General features: G+C 68.5%; 26 protein-coding genes. 12 read left to right on the top strand and 14 right to left on the bottom strand.

The window, feature by feature from the left end; genetic code table 11:
• Positions 1–62 precede the first annotated feature (62 nt).
• From rpsT to gyrB, 7 genes are all read left to right on the top strand, one after another.
• The gene (gene rpsT / locus DSD19_RS20530; RefSeq protein ID WP_075784551.1) at positions 63–329 is read left to right on the top strand and encodes a 30S ribosomal protein S20; all 267 of its coding nucleotides are present in this window, start codon (positions 63–65) and stop codon (positions 327–329) included.
• A gap of 588 nt (positions 330–917) precedes the next feature.
• Complete coding sequence (dnaA, locus tag DSD19_RS20535; protein WP_075784550.1) at positions 918–2,273, top strand: chromosomal replication initiator protein DnaA; 1,356 nt, start codon at positions 918–920, stop codon at positions 2,271–2,273.
• Between the two features lie 123 nt (positions 2,274–2,396).
• The gene (gene dnaN, locus DSD19_RS20540; RefSeq protein ID WP_075784549.1) at positions 2,397–3,515 is read left to right on the top strand and encodes a DNA polymerase III subunit beta; all 1,119 of its coding nucleotides are present in this window, start codon (positions 2,397–2,399) and stop codon (positions 3,513–3,515) included.
• A gap of 80 nt (positions 3,516–3,595) precedes the next feature.
• Entirely contained in the window at positions 3,596–4,708 is a 1,113-nt protein-coding gene (recF, locus tag DSD19_RS20545) for a DNA replication/repair protein RecF (RefSeq protein WP_113670995.1), read from the top strand.
• Entirely contained in the window at positions 4,705–5,145 is a 441-nt protein-coding gene (locus DSD19_RS20550; RefSeq protein ID WP_113670927.1) for a VOC family protein, read from the top strand. Before recF ends, DSD19_RS20550 begins: the two co-directional genes overlap by 4 nt.
• The gene (locus DSD19_RS20555; RefSeq protein ID WP_075784547.1) at positions 5,142–5,762 is read left to right on the top strand and encodes a LysE family translocator; all 621 of its coding nucleotides are present in this window, start codon (positions 5,142–5,144) and stop codon (positions 5,760–5,762) included. Before DSD19_RS20550 ends, DSD19_RS20555 begins: the two co-directional genes overlap by 4 nt.
• A gap of 78 nt (positions 5,763–5,840) precedes the next feature.
• Positions 5,841–8,258 carry a DNA topoisomerase (ATP-hydrolyzing) subunit B gene (gyrB, locus tag DSD19_RS20560; RefSeq protein ID WP_113670928.1) on the top strand — a complete coding sequence of 806 codons (2,418 nt, stop codon included), beginning with the start codon at positions 5,841–5,843 and terminating at the stop codon, positions 8,256–8,258.
• 24 nt (positions 8,259–8,282) lie between these two features.
• On the opposite strand, the gene DSD19_RS22610 is transcribed toward gyrB, so the two are convergent.
• Positions 8,283–8,408, bottom strand: coding sequence for a hypothetical protein (locus tag DSD19_RS22610; protein WP_256359804.1), 126 nt, complete (start codon positions 8,406–8,408; stop codon positions 8,283–8,285).
• Between the two features lie 265 nt (positions 8,409–8,673).
• Here DSD19_RS22610 and DSD19_RS21550 point away from each other — a divergent pair, with 265 nt between their 5' ends.
• Both DSD19_RS21550 and DSD19_RS20565 read left to right on the top strand, forming a co-directional pair.
• Entirely contained in the window at positions 8,674–9,057 is a 384-nt protein-coding gene (locus DSD19_RS21550; protein WP_133260488.1) for a hypothetical protein, read from the top strand.
• 277 nt (positions 9,058–9,334) lie between these two features.
• Entirely contained in the window at positions 9,335–10,561 is a 1,227-nt protein-coding gene (locus DSD19_RS20565; RefSeq protein ID WP_113670929.1) for a S41 family peptidase, read from the top strand.
• A gap of 9 nt (positions 10,562–10,570) precedes the next feature.
• Here the strand turns inward: DSD19_RS20565 and DSD19_RS20570 are convergent, their stop codons facing one another.
• From DSD19_RS20570 to DSD19_RS20625, 13 genes are all read right to left on the bottom strand, one after another.
• Positions 10,571–10,984 carry a hypothetical protein gene (locus DSD19_RS20570; RefSeq protein ID WP_113670930.1) on the bottom strand — a complete coding sequence of 138 codons (414 nt, stop codon included), beginning with the start codon at positions 10,982–10,984 and terminating at the stop codon, positions 10,571–10,573.
• On the bottom strand, positions 10,977–12,134 hold the full coding sequence (locus DSD19_RS20575) for an aldo/keto reductase (protein WP_165828197.1): 1,158 nt from the start codon (positions 12,132–12,134) through the stop codon (positions 10,977–10,979). The genes DSD19_RS20570 and DSD19_RS20575 overlap by 8 nt, the downstream gene beginning before the upstream one ends.
• A 4-nt stretch (positions 12,135–12,138) precedes the next feature.
• The gene (locus DSD19_RS20580) at positions 12,139–13,548 is read right to left on the bottom strand and encodes a radical SAM/SPASM domain-containing protein (protein WP_165828198.1); all 1,410 of its coding nucleotides are present in this window, start codon (positions 13,546–13,548) and stop codon (positions 12,139–12,141) included.
• Positions 13,549–13,683: 135 nt separating this feature from the next.
• Positions 13,684–14,469, bottom strand: a complete 786-nt coding sequence (larC, locus tag DSD19_RS20585) for a nickel insertion protein (RefSeq protein ID WP_113670933.1) — start codon at positions 14,467–14,469, stop codon at positions 13,684–13,686.
• The gene (larB, locus tag DSD19_RS20590) at positions 14,466–15,101 is read right to left on the bottom strand and encodes a nickel pincer cofactor biosynthesis protein LarB (protein WP_113670934.1); all 636 of its coding nucleotides are present in this window, start codon (positions 15,099–15,101) and stop codon (positions 14,466–14,468) included. Before larB ends, larC begins: the two co-directional genes overlap by 4 nt.
• The gene (locus DSD19_RS20595; protein WP_133260489.1) at positions 15,098–15,898 is read right to left on the bottom strand and encodes an ATPase; all 801 of its coding nucleotides are present in this window, start codon (positions 15,896–15,898) and stop codon (positions 15,098–15,100) included. The genes larB and DSD19_RS20595 overlap by 4 nt, the downstream gene beginning before the upstream one ends.
• Entirely contained in the window at positions 15,891–16,496 is a 606-nt protein-coding gene (gene nadD / locus DSD19_RS20600; RefSeq protein WP_113670936.1) for a nicotinate (nicotinamide) nucleotide adenylyltransferase, read from the bottom strand. The genes DSD19_RS20595 and nadD overlap by 8 nt, the downstream gene beginning before the upstream one ends.
• Positions 16,497–16,593: 97 nt before the next feature.
• Positions 16,594–18,096 carry a glucosylglycerol-phosphate synthase gene (gene ggpS, locus DSD19_RS20605; protein ID WP_113670937.1) on the bottom strand — a complete coding sequence of 501 codons (1,503 nt, stop codon included), beginning with the start codon at positions 18,094–18,096 and terminating at the stop codon, positions 16,594–16,596.
• Between the two features lie 3 nt (positions 18,097–18,099).
• Complete coding sequence (locus tag DSD19_RS20610) at positions 18,100–18,882, bottom strand: HAD-IIB family hydrolase (protein WP_113670938.1); 783 nt, start codon at positions 18,880–18,882, stop codon at positions 18,100–18,102.
• Positions 18,879–20,003, bottom strand: a complete 1,125-nt coding sequence (locus DSD19_RS20615) for an NAD(P)H-dependent glycerol-3-phosphate dehydrogenase (protein ID WP_081382041.1) — start codon at positions 20,001–20,003, stop codon at positions 18,879–18,881. Before DSD19_RS20615 ends, DSD19_RS20610 begins: the two co-directional genes overlap by 4 nt.
• A gap of 211 nt (positions 20,004–20,214) precedes the next feature.
• Positions 20,215–20,340: a hypothetical protein gene (locus DSD19_RS22615; protein ID WP_256359805.1), complete on the bottom strand. Its 126-nt coding sequence runs from the start codon at positions 20,338–20,340 to the stop codon at positions 20,215–20,217.
• A gap of 160 nt (positions 20,341–20,500) precedes the next feature.
• Positions 20,501–21,223, bottom strand: a complete 723-nt coding sequence (locus DSD19_RS20620; RefSeq protein WP_113670939.1) for an LrgB family protein — start codon at positions 21,221–21,223, stop codon at positions 20,501–20,503.
• Positions 21,198–21,620, bottom strand: coding sequence for a CidA/LrgA family protein (locus DSD19_RS20625; RefSeq protein WP_207802498.1), 423 nt, complete (start codon positions 21,618–21,620; stop codon positions 21,198–21,200). Before DSD19_RS20625 ends, DSD19_RS20620 begins: the two co-directional genes overlap by 26 nt.
• A 117-nt stretch (positions 21,621–21,737) precedes the next feature.
• Between DSD19_RS20625 and DSD19_RS20630 the strand changes: the two genes are divergently transcribed.
• From DSD19_RS20630 to DSD19_RS20640, 3 genes are read left to right on the top strand one after another with little or no spacing between them, the layout of a single operon-like run.
• A complete protein-coding gene (locus DSD19_RS20630; protein ID WP_113670996.1) occupies positions 21,738–22,619 on the top strand; it encodes a LysR family transcriptional regulator in 882 nt (293 codons plus the stop codon).
• A gap of 57 nt (positions 22,620–22,676) precedes the next feature.
• A complete protein-coding gene (locus DSD19_RS20635; protein WP_113670941.1) occupies positions 22,677–25,541 on the top strand; it encodes an error-prone DNA polymerase in 2,865 nt (954 codons plus the stop codon).
• A 47-nt stretch (positions 25,542–25,588) separates the two neighbouring features.
• Positions 25,589–26,470, top strand: coding sequence for a hypothetical protein (locus DSD19_RS20640; RefSeq protein WP_113670942.1), 882 nt, complete (start codon positions 25,589–25,591; stop codon positions 26,468–26,470).
• Positions 26,471–26,474 lie beyond the last annotated feature (4 nt).

Consider the following 26,474-nt stretch of genomic DNA (forward strand, 5'->3'; position numbering starts at 1 on the left):
GGCCGGGGACTCGTTGCGCGAGAGATTTTGACCACGAGACCCGGAAAAGGGAAAAGGACCACATGGCCAATTCGCCCCAAGCCAAGAAGCGCGCCCGCCAGAACGAGCGCCGCTATGCCGTGAACAAGGCGCGTCGCTCGCGCATCCGCACTTTCCTGCGGAAGGTCGAAGAGGCCATCGCCTCGGGCGATCAGGATGCCGCTGCGGCCGCCCTTCGTCAGGCCCAACCCGAGCTGATGCGCGGCGTCACGAAGGGCGTCGTTCACAAGAACACGGCGGCCCGGAAAATGTCGCGACTGGCCTCGCGGGTGAAGGCGCTGAACGCCTGATCCGGGGCTGATTCCGCCATAAAAACAAGGGCTCCGAAGGGCGCGGTCGCAAGGCTGCGCCCTTCGCTATTTGGGCTCCCTCCCCGGCCTCTATGGGCCTGCGGCAACACGCTCTGGATTCGTTCCGCGCATGCTCGCCGTCAAGGCCGAAGTTCTGTTGCACCCCTCACGACCCCCGGTCTACCGTCTCTAGGCGATTCACATCGACTTGGGGGGGCATGACGCGGAAAGACCCGCGCCACGATCTGCTTTTTATCCGGCCAGAGCCGGCATGAGAGACGATCGAGGGGGGCTTGCCGGACAGGGCGTATATTCAGGGGATGCGCTCTGACCGAACGCTGCTGCGAGCCTGACGGAGCCTGGCTCTGTCCGTAGGGTTTTGTGTCATGTCCAAAGGACCGTGAGAGGCAAAGCGACTTGGGGACACCCGGGTGCCGCGATGGCGGAGCCCGGCAATGGAAGTGTCGCTTTTGCCGAAAGGGTCTTCTCCCGTTTCGATGCGCACCGGGGTTCCGACGGCCGCTCCATGACGGAGCGTCTCTCGGGCTGTCCGGTTTTGCGGGATCGGCTAAGAGCGGGCAAGAGAAGATGACAGACGACACCTGGGGACGCATTCGAGATGATCTGGAGAAATCGATCGGCAAGAACAACTTCGTAACCTGGATCGCTCCCTTGGAATTCCGCGCCCTCGAAGACGGGGTGGCGCGGTTCGGTGTCCCCACCAGCTTTGTCGGCGACTGGGTCAACCGTAACTTCGGCGACAAGATCCTCGAACATCTGACCCGCAGCGGTGTCGATGTGGACCGGCTGGAATTCGCGGTCGCGGCCCAGAAACCGGCAGAGCCCGCCCCAGCGGCGCAACCGCGCCGCGCCGCCGCGGCCGAGCGGCGCGACGAGGACGACATGCCGGGCGCGCCGCTGGACGCGCGCTTCACCTTCGACAGCTTCGTCACCGGCAAGCCGAACGAGTTGGCCCATGCCGCCGCGCGCCGCGTGGCCGAGGGCGGTCCGGTCGCGTTCAACCCGCTGTTCCTTTACGGCGGCGTGGGTCTGGGCAAGACCCACCTGATGCATGCCATCGCCTGGGATCTGCTGCACCGGGCGCCGGAAAAGAAGGTGGTCTATCTGTCGGCCGAACAGTTCATGTACCGCTTCGTGCAGGCGCTGCGCGAACGCGACATGATGGGCTTCAAGTCGCTGTTCCGTTCGGTCGACGTGCTGATGGTGGACGACGTGCAGTTCATCGCCGGCAAGGACAGCACGCAGGAGGAATTCTTCCACACCTTCAACGCGCTGGTGGACCAGAACAAGCAGATCGTGATTTCCGCCGACCGCGCGCCGGGCGAGATCAAGGACCTGGAGGACCGGATCCGCAGCCGCCTGCAATGCGGGCTGGTCGTGGACCTGCACCCGACCGACTATGAATTGCGGCTGGGCATCCTGCAGCAGAAGGTCGAGCTGTACCGGATGCAATATCCGGGTCTGGTGATCGCGGGCGGCGTGCTGGAATTTCTCGCCCACCGGATCACCACCAATGTCCGTGTGCTGGAAGGCGCGCTGACCCGGCTTTTCGCCTTTGCCTCGCTGGTCGGCAAGGAGATCACGCTGGATCTGGCCCAGGATTGCCTGGCCGACATCCTGCGCGCCTCGGACCGCAAGGTCACCATCGAGGAGATCCAGCGCAAGGTCAGCGAGCATTACAACATGCGGCTCAGCGACATGGTCGGCCCCAAGCGGCACCGCACCATCGCCCGTCCGCGCCAGATCGCGATGTATCTCTCCAAGCAGCTGACCCAGCGCAGCCTGCCTGAAATCGGGCGCCGCTTTGGCGGGCGCGACCACACCACGGTCATGCATGCGGTCAAGCGCATCGAGGAGCTGCGCGGAAAGGACAGCCAGATCGAAGAGGATCTGGAGCTTTTGCGCCGCATGCTGGAGGCCTGATCGGCCCCGGCCCAGGGCGCCCCTTGACGCCCTTGTGAAAGTCTCGGACAGTCCAACAAAACGCTTGAGCGGGGGGGCGAAACCGTTAGGGTTCGCCTCCCGGGCGCAAGAGGAGCGAGGGGCATGAAATTCAGCATCGAACGCGGCACACTTCTCAAGGCGGTGGGCCAGGCGCAGTCGGTGGTCGAGCGGCGCAACACCATTCCGATCCTCGCCAACGTCCTGATCGAAGCCGAGGGGGCAAGCGTCAGCTTCCGCGCCACCGATCTCGATATCGAGGTCGTGGACAAGGCCCCGGCGACGGTCGAACGCGCGGGCGCGACCACCGTGCCTGCGGTCACGCTGCACGAAATCGTCCGCAAGTTGCCCGATGGCGCGCTGGTCGAGCTGTCGGATGACGGCGCCTCGGGGCGGCTGACGGTCAATGCCGGCAAGTCCCATTTCAATCTGGCGACGCTGCCGCGCGAGGATTTCCCGGTGATGGCCTCGTCGGAATACAGCTCGAACTTCACCGCCAAGGCGCCGGTGCTGCGCCGGCTGTTCGACAAGTCGAAATTCGCGATCTCGACCGAAGAGACCCGCTATTACCTGAACGGCGTCTACATGCATGTGGCGACCGGCGAGGACGGGCAGGTGCTGCGCTGCGTCGCAACCGACGGCCACAGGCTCGCGCGGATCGACGCTGCCCTGCCCGCGGGCGCCGAGACCATGCCCGGCGTGATCGTCCCGCGCAAGACCGTGGGCGAGTTGCGCAAGCTTCTGGACGATGACGACATCGACATCGCGGTCTCGGTCAGCGAAACCAAGGTGCGCTTTGCCACGCCCGAAATTACCCTGACCTCGAAGGTCATCGACGGCACCTTCCCGGATTACTCGCGGGTGATCCCGATGAACAATGCCCGGCGGCTCGAGGTCGACGCGGCCGAATTCGCCCAGGCGGTCGACCGGGTGGCGACGGTCAGTTCCGAACGCTCGCGCGCGGTCAAGCTGGCGCTGGAAGAAGACCGGCTGACGCTGTCGGTCACCTCGCCCGACAGCGGCGCCGCCGAGGAAGAGCTGGCCGTGGCCTATGGCGACGAGCGGCTCGAGATCGGGTTCAACGCGAAATACCTGCTGGAAATTGCCGGTCAGGTCGATCGCGAGAATGCGGTCTTCCTGTTCAACTCGTCCGGCGATCCGACCCTGATGCGCGAGGGCGACGATGCCTCGGCGGTCTATGTCGTTATGCCGATGCGGGTCTGAGACCCGGTGAGCGAAGCGGAGCCCGGCAGATGCCGGGCGGCCTGCGGCGCGGGTATTTTCGCCAACAAGAAGGGCAAGCCGTGCCCGGGCTCTCGCTGACAGAGCTGACCCTTTCGCAGTTCCGCTCGCATGAGCGGACGCGTCTGGCGCTTGACGGGCGGCCGATCGCCGTCTTTGGCGCGAACGGGGCGGGCAAGACCAATCTTCTGGAAGCAGTATCGCTGATGTCGCCCGGCCGGGGCCTGCGCCGGGCCGGGGCCGAGGATCTGGCACGGGCACCGGGGCAGCTTGGCTGGAAGGTCGGGGCGGTGCTGGCCGGACCGGTGGCGGTTCACGAGATCGAGACCTGGGCCGAGCCGGGCGGCACGCGGCAGGTACGGCTTGACGGCAAGGCGGCCGCGCAGGTGGCCCTGGCGCGGATCGCGCGAATCTTGTGGCTGGTGCCGTCGATGGACCGGCTCTGGATCGAGGGGGCCGAGGGGCGGCGGCGGTTTCTGGACCGGATCGCGCTAAGCTTCGAACCCGGTCATGCCGAGGCGGCGCTGGCTTATGAAAAGGCGATGCGCGAGCGCAACCGCCTGCTGAAGGACGAGGTGCGCGACCCCCACTGGTTCGGCGCGCTCGAGGCGCAGATGGCCGAGGCCGGGGCGGTGCTGGGCGCCAACCGGCGGGCGGCGCTGGCCCGGCTCGACGCCGCGCAGGCCGAGGCCGAAACCGCCTTTCCCGCCGCGGCGCTGGCACTGGCGGGTCCCGAGGGCGCCGACCCCGAAGACCCCGAATCCCTGGCCGGGGCGCTGGCCGCGGGTCGGGGCCGCGACATGGCGGCGGGGCGGACGCTGGCCGGGCCGCACCGCGCCGATCTCGAGGCGGTCTTCACCACCAAAGGGGTCGCGGCGCGGCACTGTTCGACGGGCGAACAGAAGGCGTTGCTGATCGCGCTGATCCTTGCCAATGCGCGGGCGCTGGCGCAGGATTTCGGGGCACCGCCGCTTTTGCTGCTGGACGAGGTGGCGGCGCATCTGGATGCCGGTCGGCGGGCCGCGCTGTTCGACGAAATCTGCGCCCTGGGGGCTCAGGCCTGGATGACCGGCACCGGGGCGGAGCTTTTTTCCGACCTGGGGGGCCGGGCGCAGTATCTTGAGGTGGCCGAAACCGGCGGCACCAGCCGGATCGAGAGGAGGGACAGCCCGTGACCCCGCAGCGCGTCACCCTGATCACGCTGGGCGTGGACGATCTTGACCGCGCCCGCGCGTTCTACGAGGCGCTCGGGTGGCGGCCCGCCGAGGCCGAAGCGGGGATCGTGGTCTTTCAGCTCCATGGAATGGCACTGGGGCTTTTCGGACGGGCGGCGCTGGCTGCCGATCAGGGGCGCCCCGAGGCGGAGCTGGGCACCGGGGCGATGACGCTGGCGCAGAACTTTCCCAACCGCGCCGGGGTCGACTTGGCCTGGGAGGCCGCGCTGTCGGCCGGGGCCCAGCCGCTGAAATCGCCCCGAGAGGTGTTCTGGGGCGGCTATTCGGGTTATTTCACCGATCCCGACGGGCATGTCTGGGAGCTGGCGCATAACCCGTTCTGGCCGCTCGACGCCGAGGGACGGCTGACCGTGCCCCCCTCCCCGCCCGCATCATGACAGCCAGCGCCGCCGACCTGACGCTATACGCGGGCGCGGTGCTGATCCTCTTTCTGACGCCGGGGCCGGTCTGGCTGGCGCTGACCGCGCGGGCGCTGTCGGGCGGGTTCGCCGCCGCCTGGCCACTGGCGGCAGGCGTGATGGTGGGCGACGCACTCTGGCCGCCGCTTGCCATCTTCGGGCTGGGCTGGGCGGTGTCGGCCTTCGGAGGACTGCTGGCGATCCTGCGGCTTCTGGCCTCGGCGCTGTTCCTGACCATGGGGCTCATGCTGATCCTGCAGGCCGGGCGCGGAATCGTTGCTGACAGCCGCCTGACCCGGCCAGGCCGGATCGCAGGATTCCTGGCGGGGATGGCCGCGATCCTCGGCAACCCAAAGGCGATCCTGTTCTACATGGGCGTCCTGCCGGGCTTCTTCGATATCGACCGCCTGCAGGGTCCCGACATTGCCGCCATCGTGGCGATCTCGGTGCTGGTGCCGTTTCTGGGCAACCTGACGCTTGCGCTGTTCATCGACCGCGCGCGGCGGCTACTGGACGAGCCCCGGACGCTGCGGCGGGTCAACCGGATCGCGGGCGGCATGCTGATTGCGGTGGGGCTGGTCATTCCTTTCGCCTGATACCAAATATTGTGGCTCTTGCGTGACAATCCCACCACGACCCCGTATAAGATCGGCGACGAACAGAGGATCCAGCACATGGCCGAAAACGCACGGGTTGCCGAAGAATATGGCGCCGATTCCATCAAGGTTCTCAAGGGCCTGGAGGCGGTACGCAAACGGCCCGGGATGTATATCGGCGACACCGACGACGGCTCGGGTCTGCACCACATGGTCTATGAGGTCGTCGACAACGGCATCGACGAGGCTCTGGCCGGCCATGCCGACGCGGTGACCGTGAAGATTCACGCCGATTCCAGCGTCTCGGTCAGCGATAACGGCCGGGGCATTCCGGTCGGCATCCACGAGGAAGAGGGCGTCTCGGCGGCCGAGGTCATCATGACCCAGCTGCATGCCGGGGGCAAATTCGACCAGAACTCCTACAAGGTCTCGGGCGGGCTGCATGGCGTCGGCGTGTCGGTCGTGAACGCGCTTTCGGACTGGCTGGAACTGCGGATCTGGCGCGAAGGCCACGAACATTACGCGCGGTTCGAGCATGGCGATACCGCCGAGCATCTGCGCGTCGTCGGTCCCTCGGACGGGCGCACCGGCACCGAGGTCCGGTTTCTGGCCTCGACCTCGACCTTCTCGAATCTCGACTATTCGTTCAAGACGCTGGAAAACCGGCTGCGCGAACTGGCCTTCCTCAATTCCGGCGTCCGCATCGTGCTGGAAGACGAACGCGGCGCCGAGCCGCTGCGGTCCGAGCTGTTCTACGAAGGCGGCGTGCGCGAATTCGTCCGCTATCTCGACCGCCACAAGACCGCGCTGGTGCCCGATCCGATCTTCATGACCGGCGAACGCGACGGGATCGCGGTCGAGGTCGCGATGTGGTGGAACGACAGTTATCACGAGACCGTCCTGCCCTTCACCAACAACATCCCGCAGCGCGACGGCGGCACCCATATGGCGGGCTTCCGCGGGGCGCTGACCCGCAGCATCAACAACTACGCCATGTCGAGCGGCATCGCCAAGCGCGAGAAGGTCAACTTTACCGGCGACGATGCCCGCGAGGGACTGACCTGCGTCTTGTCGGTCAAGGTGCCAGATCCGAAATTTTCCAGCCAGACCAAGGACAAGCTGGTCAGTTCCGAGGTCCGCCCCGCGGTCGAGAGCCTGGTGAACGAAAAGCTCGCCGAATGGTTCGAGGAACACCCGCAAGAGGCTCGCAACATCGTCGGCAAGATCGTCGAGGCGGCGCTGGCCCGCGAGGCGGCACGCAAGGCGCGCGAACTGACCCGGCGCAAGACGGCGATGGACGTGGCCTCGCTTCCGGGCAAGCTGGCCGATTGCCAGGAACGCGATCCGTCCAAATCCGAAATCTTCCTCGTCGAGGGCGACAGCGCCGGCGGCTCGGCCAAGCAGGGCCGGGCCCGGGCCAATCAGGCGGTTCTGCCGCTCCGGGGCAAGATCCTCAACGTCGAACGCGCCCGCTTCGACCGGATGCTGTCCAGCCAGGAGATCGGTACGCTGATCACCGCGCTCGGCACCGGCATCGGGCGGGACGAGTTCGACATCTCGAAGCTGCGCTACCACAAGATCGTCATCATGACCGATGCCGATGTCGACGGCGCGCATATCCGGACGCTCTTGCTCACCTTCTTCTTCCGGCAGATGCCGAAGGTGATCGAGGGGGGCTTCCTCTACATCGCACAGCCGCCGCTTTACAAGGTCGCCCGCGGCAAGTCCGAGGTCTATCTGAAGGATCAGGCCGCGCTTGAGGATTATCTGGTCGAGATGGGCATCGACGGCGCGGTGCTGCAGCTGGGCGACGGCCAGCACCTGATCGGCAACGATCTGGCCCGGGTCATCGAAGAGGCCCGCCAGGTCCGCCGCATCCTGCAGGCCTTCCCGACCCATTACCCCGCGCATATCCTCGAACAGGCCGCCATCGCCGGGGCCTTCCGGCCCGGGCAGATCGACGCCGACCTGCAGGGCACGGCCGAGGCGGTGGCCCGGCGGCTCGACCTGATCGCGCTGGAATACGAACGCGGCTGGCAGGGGCGTCCGACCCAGGACAAGGGCCTGCGCTTCTCGCGCGTCGTCCGCGGCGTCGAAGAGGTGCGGGTGCTGGACGGTGCGGTGCTGCGCTCGGCCGAAGCCGCGCGGCTCGGGACCTTCACCGCCAAGCTGCAGGAGGTCTACGAACGTCCCGCCAAGCTCGTGCGCAAGGACCGCGACCAGCCGATCCATGCGCCTTCCGAACTGTTGCAGGCGATCCTCAGCGAGGGTGAAAAGGGCCTCTCGCTGCAACGCTACAAGGGTCTGGGCGAGATGAACCCCGAACAACTTTGGGAAACCACGCTCGACCCCGAGGCGCGGACGCTTCTGCAGGTGCGGGTCGAGGATGTGGCCGAGGCCGACGACATCTTCACCAAGCTGATGGGCGACGTGGTCGAGCCGCGCCGCGACTTCATCCAGCAGAACGCGCTGAGCGTCGCCAATCTCGATTTCTGAGGCCGTTGCGTCGGACCCGGGGCCCTAGCCAGGCGAGCAGGTGAAGGCGTCGGGATTGGCGACGGTCGCCACCACGCCCTGACAGGTCAGCGTCCGCCCGCCCGGCAGAGTGCAGGCAGCGGGCCCCTCGTCGGGAACCATCAGCCGCATCCTCCCGTCCGGCCCGACGCAGAAGAGGCCCCGGTCTCGGTGACATGCGCGGTTTCGGGCTTCGGCCAGGCGGTAGGCATTTCGAACCGGACGATGGCCGCCTCATGGCCGGGTTGGCGCGCGCCGGCATTGCAGAACTCGAAATCGGCCCTGGTCGACCCGTAAGATTCCAGAACGAAACAGCGCGCCGTGACCTTCTGGGCCCGAAACGCCCCGCTCGGGGCTGCGCGGACGCCCGGGCGCGGGCGGCCTCTTCGGCCCGCTGGTGGTCGCGCTCGGCCCGGGCGGCCATCCGGCCCGCCCGGCAAAAGGCGGCGGCTCTGCGCGCAACACCGCGCCCGGCACCATCTCGACGGTCTCGGCCCCGGCCGTCCAGCAGCGCGATATCGGCAAAGAACGCGTGGAACGCCGAGGCCGACGCCGGACTGTCCCGCCCATGCACCGACGAGACCATGCCCCCAATTGCCTCGGCCAGGGCGTCGGCATCGTCTTCGGGCTCGAAGATCAGCGCGATCTGGGTCAGTTCAGCGCGGGCAGCGTCGCTGCCCCGGTAGGCCATCGCCTCGAAAATCGTGCGCGCCGCCAGGGACCGGAAGGCCTCGGTCCGGCGGCGCCTCGCAAGTGTCAAGCGCGGCAGCAGGTGGCGTGAGGGGCGCAAGCGCAAGGGCAGCGGCAAGGAAGAGGCACGGGGCAGCATCGTCGGCCCTCTGCTCGCAGGGTCGGGGCGCGCGGTCTGTCCGCCTCGATACCGCCGGCCAGTCGGATCAAGTGGCGCGCCCCGATCCCGCCCTGTCAACCGCGGGACCCCTTTCGCACTCGCCGCCCCCCCGGCGGCACCGAAAGGAGGGTTACAGCATTTCGGCTGGACCGGATCGGCCGGGCGCCGCATCATCAAGCAAACGCCGTTCGGGCAGGAGGGGCCGAACGTGTCCTATCAGCGATCCGACTGGCTGGCCGATCTGGACTTTCTCGAAGGGGCGGTCGCGCTCTGGTGGGCCGGTCGGGCGCGTCATGCCGAACTTGACGGCACCGATCCGGGAGCCGTATTTTCGGCGTTGCGCGCGGTCGAGCCTGCGGGCGATCTCTGGGCCGGGGCGCGGGCGCTTCGCGGCGGGCTTTGGGCGCTGGGCGATTGTCACCTGAGACTGGCACCCAGCGTGATGGGGGCAGAGACCGGCTGGCAGTCGGGGCTGGCCTTCGCGCCCACGCCCGAAGGCCCGGCGCTTCTCTGGGCCGATCCTGCGATTTCGGCCTATCGGGCGGCCTCGGTCGGCGATCTCCTGACCGCCATCGACGGCGTTCCGGCCGAAAAGGTCCTGGCATCCCTCCGGCTGCGCCCCGGCTCGACGCCCCGGCAGAGGCACCTCTTTGCCCTGCAAAGCCTCTCGCACCGCGACTGCCTGCCGGGCGAGCCCCCCCTGCCCCGATGCCTGACCCTGACCGATGCGCGGGGGCACGATCTGACGCTTGCGCCCGAGTGGCGCACGCAGGCCCCCGCCGCCCCGCCGCCGCCTGCGGTGCGCGCCCGGCGGATTGGCGACCGGACCGGGCTGATCACGGTGCGCAGCTTTGCCTGCCGCGACCGGACGGGTCAGATCAGCGATGCCGAGATGGCGCGCCAGCTTGACGCCGCCCTTGGCGGGCTTGAGGGGTGCGACCGGCTGGCAATCGACCTGCGCGGCAATGGGGGCGGGCGCGACGAACAGGCCCGCATGCTGGCAACAAGGCTGACCGGTGCGCCGCTGGTCTGGATGCGCCATGCCCATCCCGCCCCCTATGGCGGAGAGCTCGGGCGGTTCCAGGATCTGATCCTTACGCCCACGGCCACGCCCCAGCCCTCCGGGCTGCGGCTGCTGATCGACGCGGGCACCGCCTCGACCGCCGAGATCTGTGCCGCGGCCCTTGCCGCCCTGCCCGGCGCGGCCCTGGTCGGCAGCCCAAGCGGCGGCGCCGTGGGCGATCCGGTCGAGTTCCGCCTGCCGCGGTCGCTTCTGGGGGTTTTCGTGCCGGTTGCCCGCTATGCGCGGCCCGGCACCGATGCGCCGATCGAGGGCGCGGGGCTCCTCCCCGCCATCGAGGCCGCGCCCGGGGCCGTCGATCTGCGCGAGGGCCGCGATCCGGTTCTGGACGCGGCGCTCGCCTCGTTCGACTGATCCGCGCCGCTATTTCTGCCGACGATTGGCCAGCGTCAGGATCATCGAGTTCATCTTTTCCATGTCGGAATGGAGCCGCAGCAGATCGACCTGCGGCTTGGGCAGCAGCACCCCAAGCTCGCGGGCGATGTTGATCGGGATGTCATCGGTCAGCGCCGCCGTCCCGCACGTGCCGCAGGTCCCGCAAGTGCCGCAGGTGCCACAGGTTCCGCAACTGGCGAGCACATCCCATTCCTCGATCCGTTGCCCGGGTTTGAGGATCACTTCGATCTCGCTCAGATCCACCTGCGGCGGCTCGGCGCGGATGACCTTGATCATCGCCTCCGCCAGCTCCTGCTGGAGCGCGTTGCGGAGCTTCTTCTTCTGCTCCTCGGGCAACTGCTCGGCAGTCACCTTCTTGAAGCCCTGGACTTCGTCAGCCATGCGTATTTTCCTCCTCTGTCTGTCTGGAACCGGCTGGACGGGTGGCTTGGGTCAACCGCGCATGCGCAAGCTGCAGCAGGCGGGCGATATCGAAATCCTCGGGGCAGACCTCGGCGCATTTTCCGCAGCGCGCGCAAGCCGAGGCATCGGGCTGCATCCGGGCATATTTGAACCGCGCGATCCCGGTCATGCCGAAAAAGCGGTCCTGATCGAGCAGGCGGAACACCTTGGGAATTTCGATCCCCTCGGGGCAGACGCCCAGACAGGCGGCGCAACGGGTGCATTCGCCGGGAGAGGCCGCCGCCACCCGGGCCTCAAGCCTCTGGCAGGCCCCGGGGTCCGGCCCGACGCCGATCCCTGCGGCCAGGTTCCGGCGCAGCTCGGTCCGGCTGGCCATGCCAAGCACGGCGGTCGCGATGCCGGGCTGCATCAGCGCATAGCGGATCGCCCCCGACAGCGTGTCCTGACCGGTGGCGGGATCGGCCAGAAACCCAAGCCGCGGCGCGCCATGTTTCATCTCGCCGCCCGCCAGCACCTTCATCACCACGACGCCGACACCGTTTGCGCGCGCCGCGGGCAACAGCCGGTCGCGATAGTCGGAAATGGGCGCGCCGAACACCGTCTCGCGGCCAAGCACGTTGAAAGGAAACATCACCACATCGAAGGCGCGCTCCTCGATGGCGCGCAGGATGACCTCGGTCGGGGCATGGAACGAGGCGCCGGTCGCACGCACCAACCCCGCCGTCCGGGCCGCGACCGCGACATCGCAGAACCCGCCCAGTTCGGTGCAAAGCTCATACTCGCGCATCGTCTCGACCATGTGCGTCATCCACAGATCGATATGGTCCCGGCCCATGGCCCGAAGCGAGGTCTGCAGATCGCGCAGGCAATGCGGCCCGCCCCGCGCGCCGGTCTTGGTGGCGATGGTCAGCCCGTCGCGCACGCGGGGCGGCAGATGGGCGATCACCGCCTCGCCGTTCACATAGCTGCGCGCGGTGTCGTAATAGGTGATGCCGCAGTCATAGGCCTCTGCCAGCAGCCCGGCCCAGTCGGCCGCGGCCCCGTGGCGGAACGGGCTCGACCCGATCCCCATCGCCGAGACCTCGATCCCGGTCTTGCCCAGCGGGCGTCTGTCGAGAGCCAGCGCCATGGCCTCAGGCCTCGACGGCCCGGGCCGCGACGCTGCGGATCTCGTCGATCCGCACGATGGCCGCCTCGACCAGCGCATGTTTCATCCGGCAATATTGCGGCAGCGGGTCGTCCGAGCCGTGCCCGGTCTGCGACTGATGCAGGCAGCCGCCGCCGCAGAGATAGCGCGCCCAGCAATCCTGACAGACCGGGCGGTCGTCGACCATGGTCAGGAAGCGGCTGTCAAGCTCGGTCGGCCCCTTGTCCTCGGCGATGCTGGAATAGGGATCGCGATAGATCCGCTGGCATTCGTAGATGTTGCCATCGGGCGCCACCGTCACCTCGGACACGCCCGCGCCGCAGCCATAGACCACGCGCTGCTGGCGCAGGATCTTGAGGATCGTGCCCTTCATTTCGTCGGGCAGGCCGGTCCAGGTCTCGAAGGCGCGGCCCAGATAGCGGTCGTAATGGGCCAGGAATTCTTCCCAGTCGGCCTCGTCGAACTGCGCCTCGCGGGCGTCGGTCGCCACCACCTCGAACGAGACCCTCTCGCCGCCCAGCGCGCTCAGCCCGCGGGTCACGGCATCGGGGTCCTTGTTGGCACGGGTCAGCACCGCGCGCAGGTTGAAATCGGCGCCCTTCTCGGCCAGCCTTTTGATATTGGGCAGGATCGCGGGCATGGTCGGACGGCCGTTCTTGAAGGTGCGAAAGCGGTCATGGGTCCGGCGGTCGCCATCGATGCTGACCTGCACCGTCACCCCGTGATCGACCAGAAAGCCCACCCTCTCTTCGTTCAGCAGCGTGCCGTTGGTGATCAGGTACTTGCTCAGGTCCTTGCCCTCGCGCACGGCCCAGGCGTCGATCCGTTCCACGACATGGGTCAGCACCTCCCAGTTCAGCAGCGGCTCGCCGCCGTAAAGCTGCACATGCGCCTTCGGCCCTTCCTGATGGCGGAAGAACCAGTCCAGAACCTCGTCGGCCCGCTCGCGGGTCATGACATTGGGCTTCTGATAGATCGGCACGTCTTTCTCGAAACAGTAACTGCAGCCCATGTTGCAGCCGCCCGCCAGCATCAGGACGAGGTTCTTGAAGGGCGGTCGGCCGGGCCGCGGTACCGGTTCGCAAGACAGCTCGCCCGCCACCAGCATTTCGAGAAAGCGCAGGTAGTGGCCGCGGATCTTGGCCTCGGACAACTCGCCCGCCAGATCCTCGACGATTTCGGGCAGGCTCATGCGCGCGGCACGGTCCAGAACCAGAGCCGCCCCTCGGTCAAGCTTGAAGATCGCGTATGACCGGCAGTCGAAGGCGTAGTGCTGGCCCTCGCGGGCAAAGACATGCACCTCGACCGGCATAAGGTAGTCTGTCTGGTAAACCGGCGCTGCAGAGGGGGTCTTGCGGCTTTCGCCCGCGGACGCGGGCACAGTCGTGGCGGTCACGGGCATCGCACACCTCGCGGTCAATGACTTTCGGGAACAAACGCCACTCGGTACGCGCCGCCAAGCTCGGCAAACGCAGAGAACGGAAACAAATTGCCTTTAATTTCATTATTATCTGCGCAAGTTAACGTTAAGTCAAGTGGACTCACTGCCTAGCTCTGTCAAGCCCTTGGACCGCTGTTCCACTGGGGCCAAACCCGCATCGCCCAGCGCGAAAAGCGCCCCGTTCGGCACCTCCGGCAGCACCCGCCCGCCATAGATCCGGGCGGTCTGTCGAATCACCATTTCGGGCCAGTATCCGAAGGCGAACCCGGCTGCGCGCAGGAAGGCGATGGCGGTCGGGGTCACGGTTTCGCCGGTCGAGGCAAGACCGCGGACCGGCACCCCGCGCAGAAGCTCCTGCACCGCAGGCGCGGGCGTCGGCAGCGGGCCATGGGCACAGCGGACCGTCCCGTCGCATAGCGGCAGCGGGCTGCAGACCAGCCGGTCGGGCGCAATCCGGGCCAGCAGCTCGGCCGCGACACAGGTGTCGAGGATCGAGTCAAGCGCGCCGACCTCGTGAAAGGCGATTTCCCCGGGCGGGCGGCCATGAACCGCGCCCTCGGCCTCGGCCAGCAGGGTGAAGGCCCGCGCCGCGACCGTCTTCGCCGGGGCGGACAGGTGGCTGGCCTCGATCAGCGCCAGAATATCGCCGAGGCGGCGGTGGGCATGTTCATGCGGCAGCCGGACCCGCGCCTGCCAGCCCGAGATGCCCTGCAAGGCATGCGGCCGGATCTCGACCGCATCGGGGGGCAAGGGCAGACCGGTCGCGGCCAGAACCGAGCCGATATCGGCCGCCTCTCCCGCCATCACCGCAAGCCCCGCCAGCAGCATGTCGCCGCTGAGCCCCGACGGCGTCCGGATCACCAGAACGCCGCTCACCGCGCCCGCCCCGCAAGGATCCGCAGCGCCGCCGAGGCCGCGCCGAAGCCGTTGTCGATATTGCAGACCAGGACCCCCTGGGCACAGCTGGCCAGCATCGCGTTCAGCGCCGTGCGCCCGCCCTCGGCCGCGCCATAGCCGACCGACGTGGGCACCCCGATCACCGGCACGCCCACCAGCCCGCCGATCACCGACACCAGTGCCCCGTCCATGCCCGCCACCGCGATCACCGCATCGCTGTCCCGGATCGTCTCGATCTGCTCTTCCAGCCGCCAGAGCCCGGCCACGCCGATATCGGCGATCAGGTCCGGCGAGAGCCCGCCAAAACGAAGCGTGCGCAGCGCTTCGATCGCCACCGGCAGATCGGCGGTGCCCGCCGTCACCACCCGCACAATGCCCGTCCGCGCGGGCAGACAGCCATTGACGATGGCAGTGCGCGAGGCGGGGTCGTAATCCTCGGGCGGGGCGGCCAGCGCGGCATGGCGCTCGGGCGCCAGACGCGTCAGCAGTGCGGGCCGACCCTGCAGCGCCTCGAGGATCGCGTCGAGATCGGCCAGCGCCTTGCCCTCGCAAAGGATCGCCTCGGGCTGGCCGATCCGGCGCGGCCGGTCGTGATCGAGCCGCACCCTCATCGCGCCCCGCGAAACGCCCGGCCCGGCGCATAGGGGCGCGGGTCGAGCCTGAGGTCACGGATGCCCGGATCGATGGCGCGGGCCTCGGCGGCGACGCGGGCGATCAGCCCGGGTCCGATCCGCGCGCCCTCGCCCGCCTCGACCTCGATCAGCATCAGATCGCCCCGGCGGCGGCAACGCAGCACCGAAAGCCCGGTCTCGGCCCGCAGCCGGTCCTCGGCCCGCTCGACCGCGCGCAGCCGTTCGGGCGTGACGGCAAGCCCGGTGTAAAGGCGGCTTGCCAGGCAGGGCGAGGCGGGCAGATCGGCGAAAGCGAGGCCCAGCACCCGGGCCAGCGCCCGGATATCGGCCTTGCCGATCCCCGCCTCGACATAGGGATGCCGCACGCCCAGCGCCTCGGCGGCGCGAAGGCCCGGGCGATACTCGCCCAGATCGTCGGCACTGGTGCCCGAAAGGATCGCGACCGGCCCGTCGAGCGCGGCCGTCACCTGCCGAAGGGTGGAATAAAGCCGCTGCTTGCAGAAGAAACAGCGGTCGACCGGGTTGGCCAGATAGTCGGGGTCGGAAAACTCGCCCGCATCGACCAGATCGAGCGCCCAGCCCTCGGCGCTGGCCTGCGCACGAACCCGCGCTGTGGCGGCGGCCGGGACGGCGGGGCTGACGGCATGAACGACGCGCGTGGCGTCCGGCGCCTGCCGATGAGCGAGTGTCGCCAGAAGCAGGCTGTCGATCCCGCCGCTGCAGGCCACCGCCCGCAAGGGCAGGCCTGCCAGCACGGCGCCAAGCCGCTCAGGCAAAGCGGGCTGCGGGGCCGGGCCGGGCATAGGGCTGCTCTGTCATCAGATAGGAGATCACCGCCGGAGGGCAGAGTCCGTCGAGCGGCGCGCCTGCCGCCAGACGCGCGCGGATCTGGGTCGAGGAGAGGTCGGGCAAGGGTCCATTAAGCCGCCCGACCCAGGGCGGCGCCGCGTCGAGCGGATGACCGGGCCGGGCCAGCGCAACGATACGCGCACCGGCACGGATCTCGTCGATGCCGCGCCAACGTGGCAACAGCGCCAGCTTGTCGCTGCCGATCAGCAGAACGATCTCGGTGCCGGGCGGCAGCGTTTCGCGAAATACGGCCAGCGTGTCGACGGCGAAGGGCGACGCGCCGGGACGGCATTCGACATTGCTGACCTCAAGCCAGGGGCGGCCTTCGCAAAGGCACCGCAGCATCGCAAGCCGATGCGCCGCCGGGGCGACAGCCTGCGCCTTGGGACCGGGCCGCGCGGCGGTCGAGTTTGCCGGGATCAGGATGACACGGTTTAGGTCAAGGGCCTGCCGCGCCAGCACCGCCGCCGCCAGATGCCCGTCGTGAACCGGATCGAAGCTTCCGCCGAACAAAGCGACGCGCACCGTACCCTCCCCACCGAAAGCCCGTCTTCCGCTGGCTCATGCTAGCAGAGGCGGGGCGCCCTGTCGCCCCGCAAGGTTCCGCTGCGTCAGAAAAAGACTACGCGGCGGGCAAGGCGGCCGCGCCCAGCGTCGGACCGGACAGCGCCTCCATCTGATGGTTGGCCCAGAACCGGACGTCGTGGCGATGCACCACATCGCGAAGCGCCGCCATGCGGTCGCGGCGTTCGGCCGCCGGCATGTCCAGCGCCTGGGCGATGGCGCTGTCCATCGAGCGGTGCGAGAACGGGTTGGTCAGCAGCGCCGCCCCCATCTCGACCGCGGCGCCCGCGAATTCCGACAAGACCAGCACCCCGTCGCCATCGACCCGTGCGGCGCAAAACTCCTTGCAGACCAGGTTCATCCCGTCTGCCAGCGGCGTGATCCAGGCGACATCGGCGGCGCGGTAATAGGCGACCAGATCCTCGAACGGGATCGCGCGCGAAATCAGCACGATGGGCTGCCAGTCGAGGCTGCCGAAACGGCCGTTGATCCGCCCCGCCATCTGTTCCAGCTCGTTCTGGATGTTCTCGTAAACCGTCATGTTGCGGTTCGCGGGCACCGAGACATGCATCAGCCGGACCTGGCCGCGCAAATCGGGCTGTGCCTCCAGCAGCCGCTCGTAGCTCAGCAACTGGTCGATCCCGCCCTTGGTGTAATCGGTACGCCCGACCGACAGCAGCAACTTGGCGCCGCCCATTTCCGTGCGGATCTCTTCGGCGCGGCGGGCGGTTTCCTCGCGCCGCGCGACCGCGTCGATATAATCGGCATCCACCCCCACCGGCGAGGCCTGCACCGCAACCCGCCGGTCTTCATAGACCAGTTCGGTCGGCACGCTGCGTTCGGAAAGCGCGGTCACCTCGGCGGCGAATTCCGGCTCGACCTTCTGGCGCGCCGTCACCTCGACATCGAGAAGGCTGCGCGCGGCCGAGACGAAATTCGACACATAGCGCGGGATGTGAAAGCCCACCACGTCGCAGGCCAGAAGGCTTTGCAGGATCTCCTTGCGCCAGGGCAGCACGTTGAACATGTCGGCCGCCGGGAAGGGCGTGTGGTGGAAGAAGCTGATCTTCACATCGGGGCGCAGGGTCCGCAGGTAGCCCGGCACCAGCCAGAGATTGTAGTCATGCACCCAGACGACGGCCCCTTCGGCGGCCTCGGCGGCGGCGGCCTCGGCAAAGGCCCAGTTCACCTCGCGAAAGGTCGGCCAGTCGACGGGGTCGTAATTGTAGCGTTCCTTGAAGGAATGCAGGATCGGCCAGAACGCCTCTTTCGAGGTGACGTGGTAGAAGCTCTTGACCTGGTCGGCGGTCAGCGGCAGCCGCGAGACCGTGTACTTGCCGAAAGCGTCGTCGACCTCGATCACCCGCTCGAAATCGGGACTGGCCGGGTCCTCGGCCTGTTTCCAGGCGATCCAGGCGCCTTTCTCGAACCTGCCGAAGAAGCTCTTCAGGGTCGGCACGATGCCATTCGGGCTCTTGTTTTCTCGCAGGACGATCTTTCCGTCTTCCTCCACCTCCTCATAGGGCTGGCGGTGATAGACGATGACCAGATCCGAAGGCATGTGTCAGGCTCCTTTGGGCAAAGTGTGAAGATCGAAAGCGGCGATGGCCTCCATGATGCCCGCGGCGCCATGCGCCCGGGCGATGTGCAGATGGTCGAGATCGCGGACCCGCTCGACCAGGGCGGGTTCGGAATTGCCGACGGCGACGGCTTTGAGACCGCATTCCAGCATCGACAGATCGTTCAGCGTATCGCCCGCGGCCAGCACCCGGCCCTCGGGGATCTGCAGATGCGCGACCAGCCGGCGCAGCGACGGCCCCTTGGACACGCCCTTCGGCAGCACGTCGAAATAGCAGTCGGCCGAGATCAGCCAGTCGAGCCCCATCGCCGCGACCTTCGCCTCGGCCGAGGGGTCGTAGGTCTCGGGGTCCATGTCGAAACTGACCCGGTAGCGGAACTCGGTGGGTTGCAGCGTCAGCCCCGGATGGCCGTCAAGCGCCGCGCGCACCCGGGCGCCGCTGTCGTCCCAGCGCTGCGCGATGTCGTCCTCCAGCGCCGGGATCGGCCGGATCGCCTCGCCGGGATGGACCTCGGCAATCGAGGTGCCGACATCGCCGACCACGTATTCGGGCCAGGGCAGGCCGTTCTCGGCGCACATCTGCATGATGAATTCCGGGTCGCGCCCGGTGACGAAGATCAACCCGACGCTGGCGCGGTTGGCCTCGATCCAGTCGTAAAGGCGCTGCCGCTCGGCCTCGGTCCCGCCAAGGAAGGTGCCGTCCAGATCGGTTGCCAGCACGAAGCGGCGGTCCGACAGCGGCGGGTGGGGGGCGGTGGCAAGGTTCATGAGGACACTCCGAAAGGCAGGGGAACGGTCGGGGCGGGATGATCGAGCGACAGCATCAGCGCGCGCGGCTCGGCCTCGATGGGCCGGGTCCAGAGCGCCGAGAAGCTGCTTTCGAGATCGGCGCCCTCGTGCAGGACGGCATTGACGGTCTCGCAGATCGGCATCGGCACCCCGATCCGGCGGGCCAGATCGACGACCGAGCGGGCATTGACCTCGCCCTCGACGACGACCGGGCGGCCGCCGAAACAGTCGGCACGCGCGATGCCCTGACCCAGCTGGGTGCCGAGCGCCATGTTGCGCGAGGTGGTCGAGGAACAGGTCAGCGTCAGGTCGCCCGCGCCCGAAAGCCCGGTCACGGTCTCGCGCTGCCCGCCCAGCGACTCGGCCAGCACCTTCATCTCGTCGACGCCGCGGGCGATCAGGGCCGCGCGGGTATTCTCGGCGAAACCCGCGCCCGACATCATCCCGCAGGCAATGGCGATCACGTTCTTGACCGCGCCGCCGACCTCGACGCCGACCAGATCGTCCGAGACATAGGGCCGGAAGCCGTGGCCGCCCACCGACATCGCCATCCGGGCGGCCGCGCTCGCGTGGGGCGCCAGCCGGTCGGCATAGGTGAAGGGAAAGGCCACGGTCGCCGCGGTCGGGTGACCCAGCGCGGTCTCGCGCGCAAAGGTCGGCCCCGAAATCGCGCCGATCGGGTGGCCCGGCAATTCCTCGGCCGCGACCTCGGACAGCAGAAGCCCCGAGCCAAGCTCGATGCCCTTGGCGCAAAGCGCGATCGGGATGCCCGGCGGCATATGCGGCGCCGCGGCCCGGCACATCTCGCGCAGGGTCGCCGACGGCGTGACCATCAGCACCGCCTCGGCCCCCTCCAGAGCCTCGGCCAGCGACGCGGTCGCGCGCAGCGTCTCGCCAAGCTCGATACCCGGCAGGTATTGCGAATTCTGCCCGGTGGCGGCGATCTCCTGCGCCAGCGCCTGCCGCCGCGCCCAAAGCCGCACCGCCCGGCCGTTCCGGGACAGCACACGCGCCAGCGCCGTGCCCCAGGACCCGGCGCCCAGCACGGCGACCGTCCCGAACGGAGAGGATTGCCGGTCTGCGGCTGCGATATCTTTCATCTCGAGTCGGGCTCCCTGCCACCTGTCGGAAGGACGGGCCCGGGAAAGTGGCGCAGAGGCGCATCCGGGCCGGCCCGCGGTCCGCCATCGCGCGGCCGCCCTATCGATGCCGTTGCGATACGGGAAGGATACGGGGCGCAAGCGTTGCGATACGCGCAAGCCAAAGCTATGCCATTACTTCGCCAAATCAAGTATACGCCGCATCGCAGCATCAGCGCGGGCCGAGATCGAAGGCGATTTCATTCGCTTCGCACAGGAAATATGCGCCGCGACCGATTTTTGCGCCATTTGGCCAATCGAGCCACACCTGCCTTTCTTTAACGGAAAAAAAGGCCATTCCGGATGGCGTCGGGCTGCTCGATCCACGATTTCGCCCCCCCCCTTACCCCCGTCCCCCGCCCCCGTCGCGCGCCCGCCAAGGGCCTGCATCTCCGTTTTTTCATTCGCCCTACAAACCATACCCGACACTAAGCATCTATCGGTTCGGTGCGTCCCGCTTATCCGGCGGCAAGACGGGCGGCCGAGACCAGCAGTGGCGCGAGGCAGACATTCAGCAGACCGACCAGCACCATGACAAGCCCCGCGACCGCCCCCTCGACCCGGCCGATCCGATGCGCCCGGGCAGTGCCCGCGCCATGGGCGGCGACCCCCAGAAACGCGCCCCGCGCCAGTGCCGAGCGCACCGGCAGCCAGGCCAGCACCACGTCGCCCAGCGCCGCGCCCAGAACGCCGGTCACCACCACGAAGACAGCCGTCAGGTCGGGCAATCCGCCGATATCGGCCGAGACCTCCATCGCGAAGGGCGTGCTGATCGACCGGGGCAGCAGGCTCAGCCTCAGGCTCTGGTCCAGCCCGAAAAGGCTCGCCAGCCCCCAGCTGACCGCCACCGCCGTCGCGCTGCCCGCCACCATTCCGACCAGCAGCACCGGCCAGGTGCGCCGGATCAGGGCGCGCTGCTCGTAGATCGGCACCGCGAAGGCCACGGTCGCGGGGCCCAGCATCAGCATCAGCCAGCCCGCTCCCCGGATATAGTCGCGATAGCTTTCATGCAGCGCCAGCACCGCGATCATCAACAGAGCGGGGGCCACTGCCAGCGGCATCAGCCACCAGCGCGGCCAGCGCCGGTAGACCCGCTTGGCCAGCAGATAGAACCCGACCGTCAGCGCCGTCCAGCCGGCAACCGGCGCAAGCTGGTCAATCCAGTGCAGAAGGCTGTCCATCGGCCCCGATCCCCCAGCGGCAGCACAGCTCGACCGTCAGCGCGGTCACCGCCATCACCGCGAGCGTGCCCAGAACGATGATCAGCAGGATCTGAAGCCCCAGCAGCCCCAGGAACTCGCGGTGGTTCAGCACCGCCAGAACGGCCGGCACGAAAAACAGCAGCATCTCGGCCAGAAACCAGTTCGCGCCCCGCCGCAGCGTGCCCGCGCGGATCAGCCCCGATCCCAACAGCCCCAGCGCCGCCGCCATCCCCACCAGCCCGCCCGGAAGCGGCAGCCCGGTCAGACGGACCACCCCCTCGCCCGCCAGCCAGAACCCGACCAGAAGGCCGATCTGCACCAGACGGCTCCGGCGCAGGGCGATGCGAAGCCGTCGGAAAAGGGTATGCGCGGTCACGGTCGGGCTCCTGAAGGTCCGCAGGGGGAGGACGCCCCGCAAGGGCTTGATGTGGGCAAGATGCCGCATTCTTCAAATGACTTGTTTGACTGGCCTCAAGTCACTATTGGAATGGAGATGGAATTCAGGACGCTCCGGGTCTTTGTCGAGGTCGTGCGCGCGGGCGGGTTTTCAGCCGCCTCCGGGCGCGTGCATGCGACCCAGTCGACCATCAGCAAGGCGGTGCGCCAGCTCGAGGACGAGATCGGGGTGCCGCTGCTCAATCGCGGCCCCGCGGGCGTCACCCCCACCGCCGCGGGCCGGATCGTGTTCCAGCGCGGCCAGGCCCTGCTGGCCGACCGCGACACGCTGATGACCGAGCTTCAGGAACTGGCCGGGCTCAAGCGCGGGCTCTTGCGGATCGGGTTGCCGCCGATCGGGTCGAGCGAGCTTTTCGCGCCGGTCTTCACGCTTTACCGGCAGCGCTATCCCGGGGTCGACATCACGCTGGTGGAACATGGCAGCGACCGGCTCGAAGAGCTGCTGCGGGCCAGCGAGATCGACCTGGCCGCGTCCCTGCTGCCGGTGTCGGACGAATTCGACTGGCGGCCTGTGCATCGCGACCCGCTGGTCGCGCTGATGGCCCCCGACGCGCCGCTGGCGCAAAGCGCGGGGCCGGTCACCCTGGCCGATCTGCGCGCCATGCCCTTCATCCTCTTCGACAGCGGCTTTGCGCTGAACCGGATCATCCGCGCGGCCTGCGCCCGGCACGGCTTCGAGCCCGAGGTGACGGCGCGGTCGAGCCAGATCGACTTCATCATCCGGCTCGCGGCCGCCGGGCTGGGCGTGGCCTTCCTGCCCCGGCTGATCGCCCGGGCGCGGGTGCATGTGCCGGTGGCGCAGGTGCCGCTGGACGAACCCTCGACCGACTGGGTGATGGCCACGCTCTGGCGGCGCGGCGCCTATCTGCCCCAGGCCGCCCGCGCCTGGCTGGAGATCGCGGCCAGCCGCCCCGACTAGCCGGGGCCGAAGCGGACTCCCGGACGGAACAAAACGGGAATATACTCCCGACTCGCCATGTTCGCCGAACTCGACGCCACCTCGAATTTCACCTTCCTCACCGGGGCCTCCCATCCCGAGGAATACATGGCGCGCGCCGCCGAGCTGGGGCTTGAGGCCCTGGCCATCGCCGACGAGAACACGGTCGCGGGTATCGTCCGCGCCCATGTCGCCGCGCGCGAGATCGCCCGGGCCGCGGACCGGGACGAGGCCGCGCCCACAGCCCTGCCCCGGCTGATCCCGGCCACGCGGCTGGTGCTGACCGACGGGCTCGACCTCACCTTGCTGCCGCGCGACCGCGCCGCCTGGGGGCGGCTTTGCCGGATGCTCTCGACCGGGCGGCTCCGGGCCGCCAAGGGCGCCTGCCAGCTCGGCCTCGACGACCTCATGGACTGGGGCGACGGCGCCGAAATCCTGCTCCACCCGCCACAGGCGCAACGCCTGCAGGGCGGCGCGGGCGCATGGCGGCCACAGGCGGACCGGCTGACGCGCCGCTTCCCCGGCGCCGTCGCGCTTGCGATGGCCCCGGCCTATGACGGCGACGACGCCGCCCGCTTCGACCGCCTGGCCGCGCTCGCCGCCGATCTGGGGCTCGCACCCGTCGCCACCGCCAGCCCGATCCTGCATCACGGCCGCCGCCGCAGGCTGGCCGATGTGCTGACCGCGATCCGGACCGGCACCCGGGTCGACGCGCTGGGTCGGGCGGCGCTGGCCAATGCCGAATGCCGCCTGCGCAGCGAGCCAGAGATGCTGCGGCTGTTCCGCGGCCACGAGGCCGCCGTCCACCGCGCAGGCGAAATCGCCCGGCGCTGCGGCTTCTCGCTCGACGAGTTGCGCTACGAGTATCCCTCGGAATGCGGCGATGGCGAAACCGCCGCGCGGCGCCTCGCCCGGCTGGCCGAGGCCGGGCTGGCCTGGCGCTATCCGCAGGGCGCCCCCGCCAAGGTCCGGGCGATGATGGATCACGAACTCGCGCTGATCGGCAAGCTCGGCTATGAGCCCTATTTCCTGACCGTCAACGACATCGTGGCCTTCGCCCGCGCCCGCGGCATTCTCTGCCAGGGCCGCGGCTCGGCCGCCAATTCGGTCACCTGCTATGCGCTCGGCATCACCTCGGTCTCGCCCGAGATCGGCACCATGGTCTTCGAACGCTTCGTCTCCGAGGCCCGGGACGAGCCCCCCGACATCGACGTCGATTTCGAACACGAGCGCCGCGAAGAGGTGATCCAGCACATCTACGACCGCTACGGCCGCCACCGCGCCGGGCTTTGCACCACCGTCATCCATTACCGTGGCAAGCGCGCGATCCGCGAGGTCGGCCGCGCCATGGGGCTCAGCGAGGACACGCTGGCTGCCCTGTCCAGCCAGGTCTGGGGCTGGGGCTCGGGCCGGATCGCGCCCGAGCGGCTGACCGAGATCGGGCTCGACCCCGCCGACCCGCGGCTCCGCCGCACCCTCGAGCTGATCGAGGAAATCCAGGGCTTTCCGCGCCACCTCTCGCAGCATGTGGGCGGCTTCGTCATCACCGAGGGGCGGCTTGACGAGCTGGTGCCGATCGAGAACGCCACCATGGAAGGCCGAACCGTCATCTGCTGGGACAAGGACGACATCGACGCGCTGGGCATTCTCAAGGTCGACGTGCTGGCGCTGGGGATGCTGACCTGCCTGCGCAAGGCCTTCGACCTGATCGACGGCCACCATGGCCGGCGCTTCGACCTCGCCACCCTGCCCGCCGAGGACCCGGCCACCTATGACATGCTCTGCAAGGCCGACAGCCTTGGCGTGTTTCAGGTCGAAAGCCGGGCGCAGATGAACTTTCTGCCCCGGATGCGGCCGCGCAGCTTCTACGATCTGGTGATCCAGGTCGCGATCATCCGGCCCGGGCCGATCCAGGGCGACATGGTCCACCCCTATCTGCGCCGACGCAACCGCGAGGAAGAGGTGCGCTTTCCCTCGGACGCGCTGGGCCAGGTGCTGGGCAAGACCCTGGGCGTGCCGCTGTTCCAGGAACAGGCGATGCAGATCGCCATCATCGGCGCGAACTTCTCGCCCGAAGAGGCCGACCGGCTGCGCCGCTCGCTTGCCACCTTCAAGAAACACGGCAATGTCAGCGAATTCCGCGACCGGTTTCTCGCCGGAATGGCGGCGAACGGCTATGAGGCCGAGTTCGCCGAACGCTGCTTTTCCCAGATCGAGGGCTTCGGCAGCTACGGCTTTCCCGAAAGCCATGCCGCCAGCTTCGCGCTTCTGGTCTATGCCTCGGCCTGGATCAAGCGCCACCACCCGGCGGTCTTTGCCTGCGCGCTGCTGAATTCCCAGCCGATGGGGTTCTACGCCCCCGCCCAGATCGTGCGCGACGCCCGCGCGCATGGGGTCGAGCTGCGCCCGGTCTGCGTCAATGCCAGCCGCTGGGACAACGCGCTGGAACCCGACGGCCGCGGCGGGCTGGCGCTGCGGCTGGGCTTTCGCCAGGTACGCGGCCTGCCCGAGGACGACGCCGCCTGGATCGCGGCCGCGCGCGGCAACGGCTATGCCTCGGTCGAGGATCTCTGGCGCCGGGCCGGGCTTGGCCCCGGGCTGCTGACGGTACTGGCCGAGGCCGACGCCTTCGCCGCGCTGGGGCTGTCCCGGCGCGAGGCGCTGTGGGCGGCCCGGGCGCTGGGCGGCCCCGAACGCATCGCCTCCCCCTTGCCGCTTTTCGCCCGCGACCTCGACGGCGAGGGCCGCGCCGAACCAACCGTCGCCCTGCCCGCCATGACCGAGGGCGAAGAGGTCGTCGAAGACTATCTGGCCCTGCACCTGACGCTTCGCGCCCATCCGGTGGCCTTCCTCAGAAAGCGACTGACACCCGACTTTCCGGTTGCTAGAATACCCCCCGATTGAAACGGTTTCGCCGTTTCGCGCTTAACGGTCGTCGAGGGAGACTGGCCATGATCCGCAAGGCACCTTCCCGCGCCGTCAGGCAAACGCCCTCGCCCGCCGCGACACGCCCCGTCTCGGCCCTGCAGGACGCCGCCGATTCCAGTCCGGCCACACGGGCTCTCCGGACGCTGCAGACCAAGGCTCAAGGCGCCGCCCAAAGCGGCACAACCGCCCCGCTTCAACTGAAAAGCCGGCAGACGGTCAGCGGCGAATTCCTGAATGGCGGCTACGCCGCCAATATGACCATAGGCTTCTTCGGCCATCACATCGCGCTGAACGGGCACGACAATCTCGCCGCCGTCCGCACCCATGCCGCGCGCAATCCGCCGCCGCAGACCAACACGGTCATCATGGATGCGCACGCCCTCAAGACCGGCCTTGCGGCTGGTGCCTGGGCCGACCTGGGCAATGCCTGGCGTGTCACGACGGCCGGAAACGTGACCCTGCAGGACACGACCAAGGCCCCGGGCCCGTTCAATGGCGGCTTTCCCGGAAATGCCGCTCTGCTGCCGCCCGCGACCACCGGTGCCGATGCCGATCGCTTCACGGTGGCAAACGGCGTCGTGACGGCGGTGACCGACGCGACCCAGCAAGAAGTTGCCAATGCCGTCGCGCAGATCGGCGCCTATCCTCCCGGCACCAAGAAAGACCGGCGCCGGGACTATCGCAAACGGCTCGTCGAGGCGATCAACGCGGCGCGAACCGCCGCGGCCGAGGCCGGGCAGGCCGCCTGGGTCACGGGAAATTTCAGTCAGATCGGCGCAACCCCGGTCGCCAACAACCCGGCGGTGACCACGCTGGCCGAGATCAACGCGATCGCCAAACGTCAGGCGCAGGTAAGCGTTCGCGTCGACAAGGACAGCGGCAACATCTTCCACTACGGCGCCTGAACGG

The organism is Rhodovulum sp. BSW8 (genome assembly GCF_003314725.1).
Taxonomy (GTDB): Bacteria; Pseudomonadota; Alphaproteobacteria; order Rhodobacterales; family Rhodobacteraceae; genus Rhodovulum; species Rhodovulum visakhapatnamense.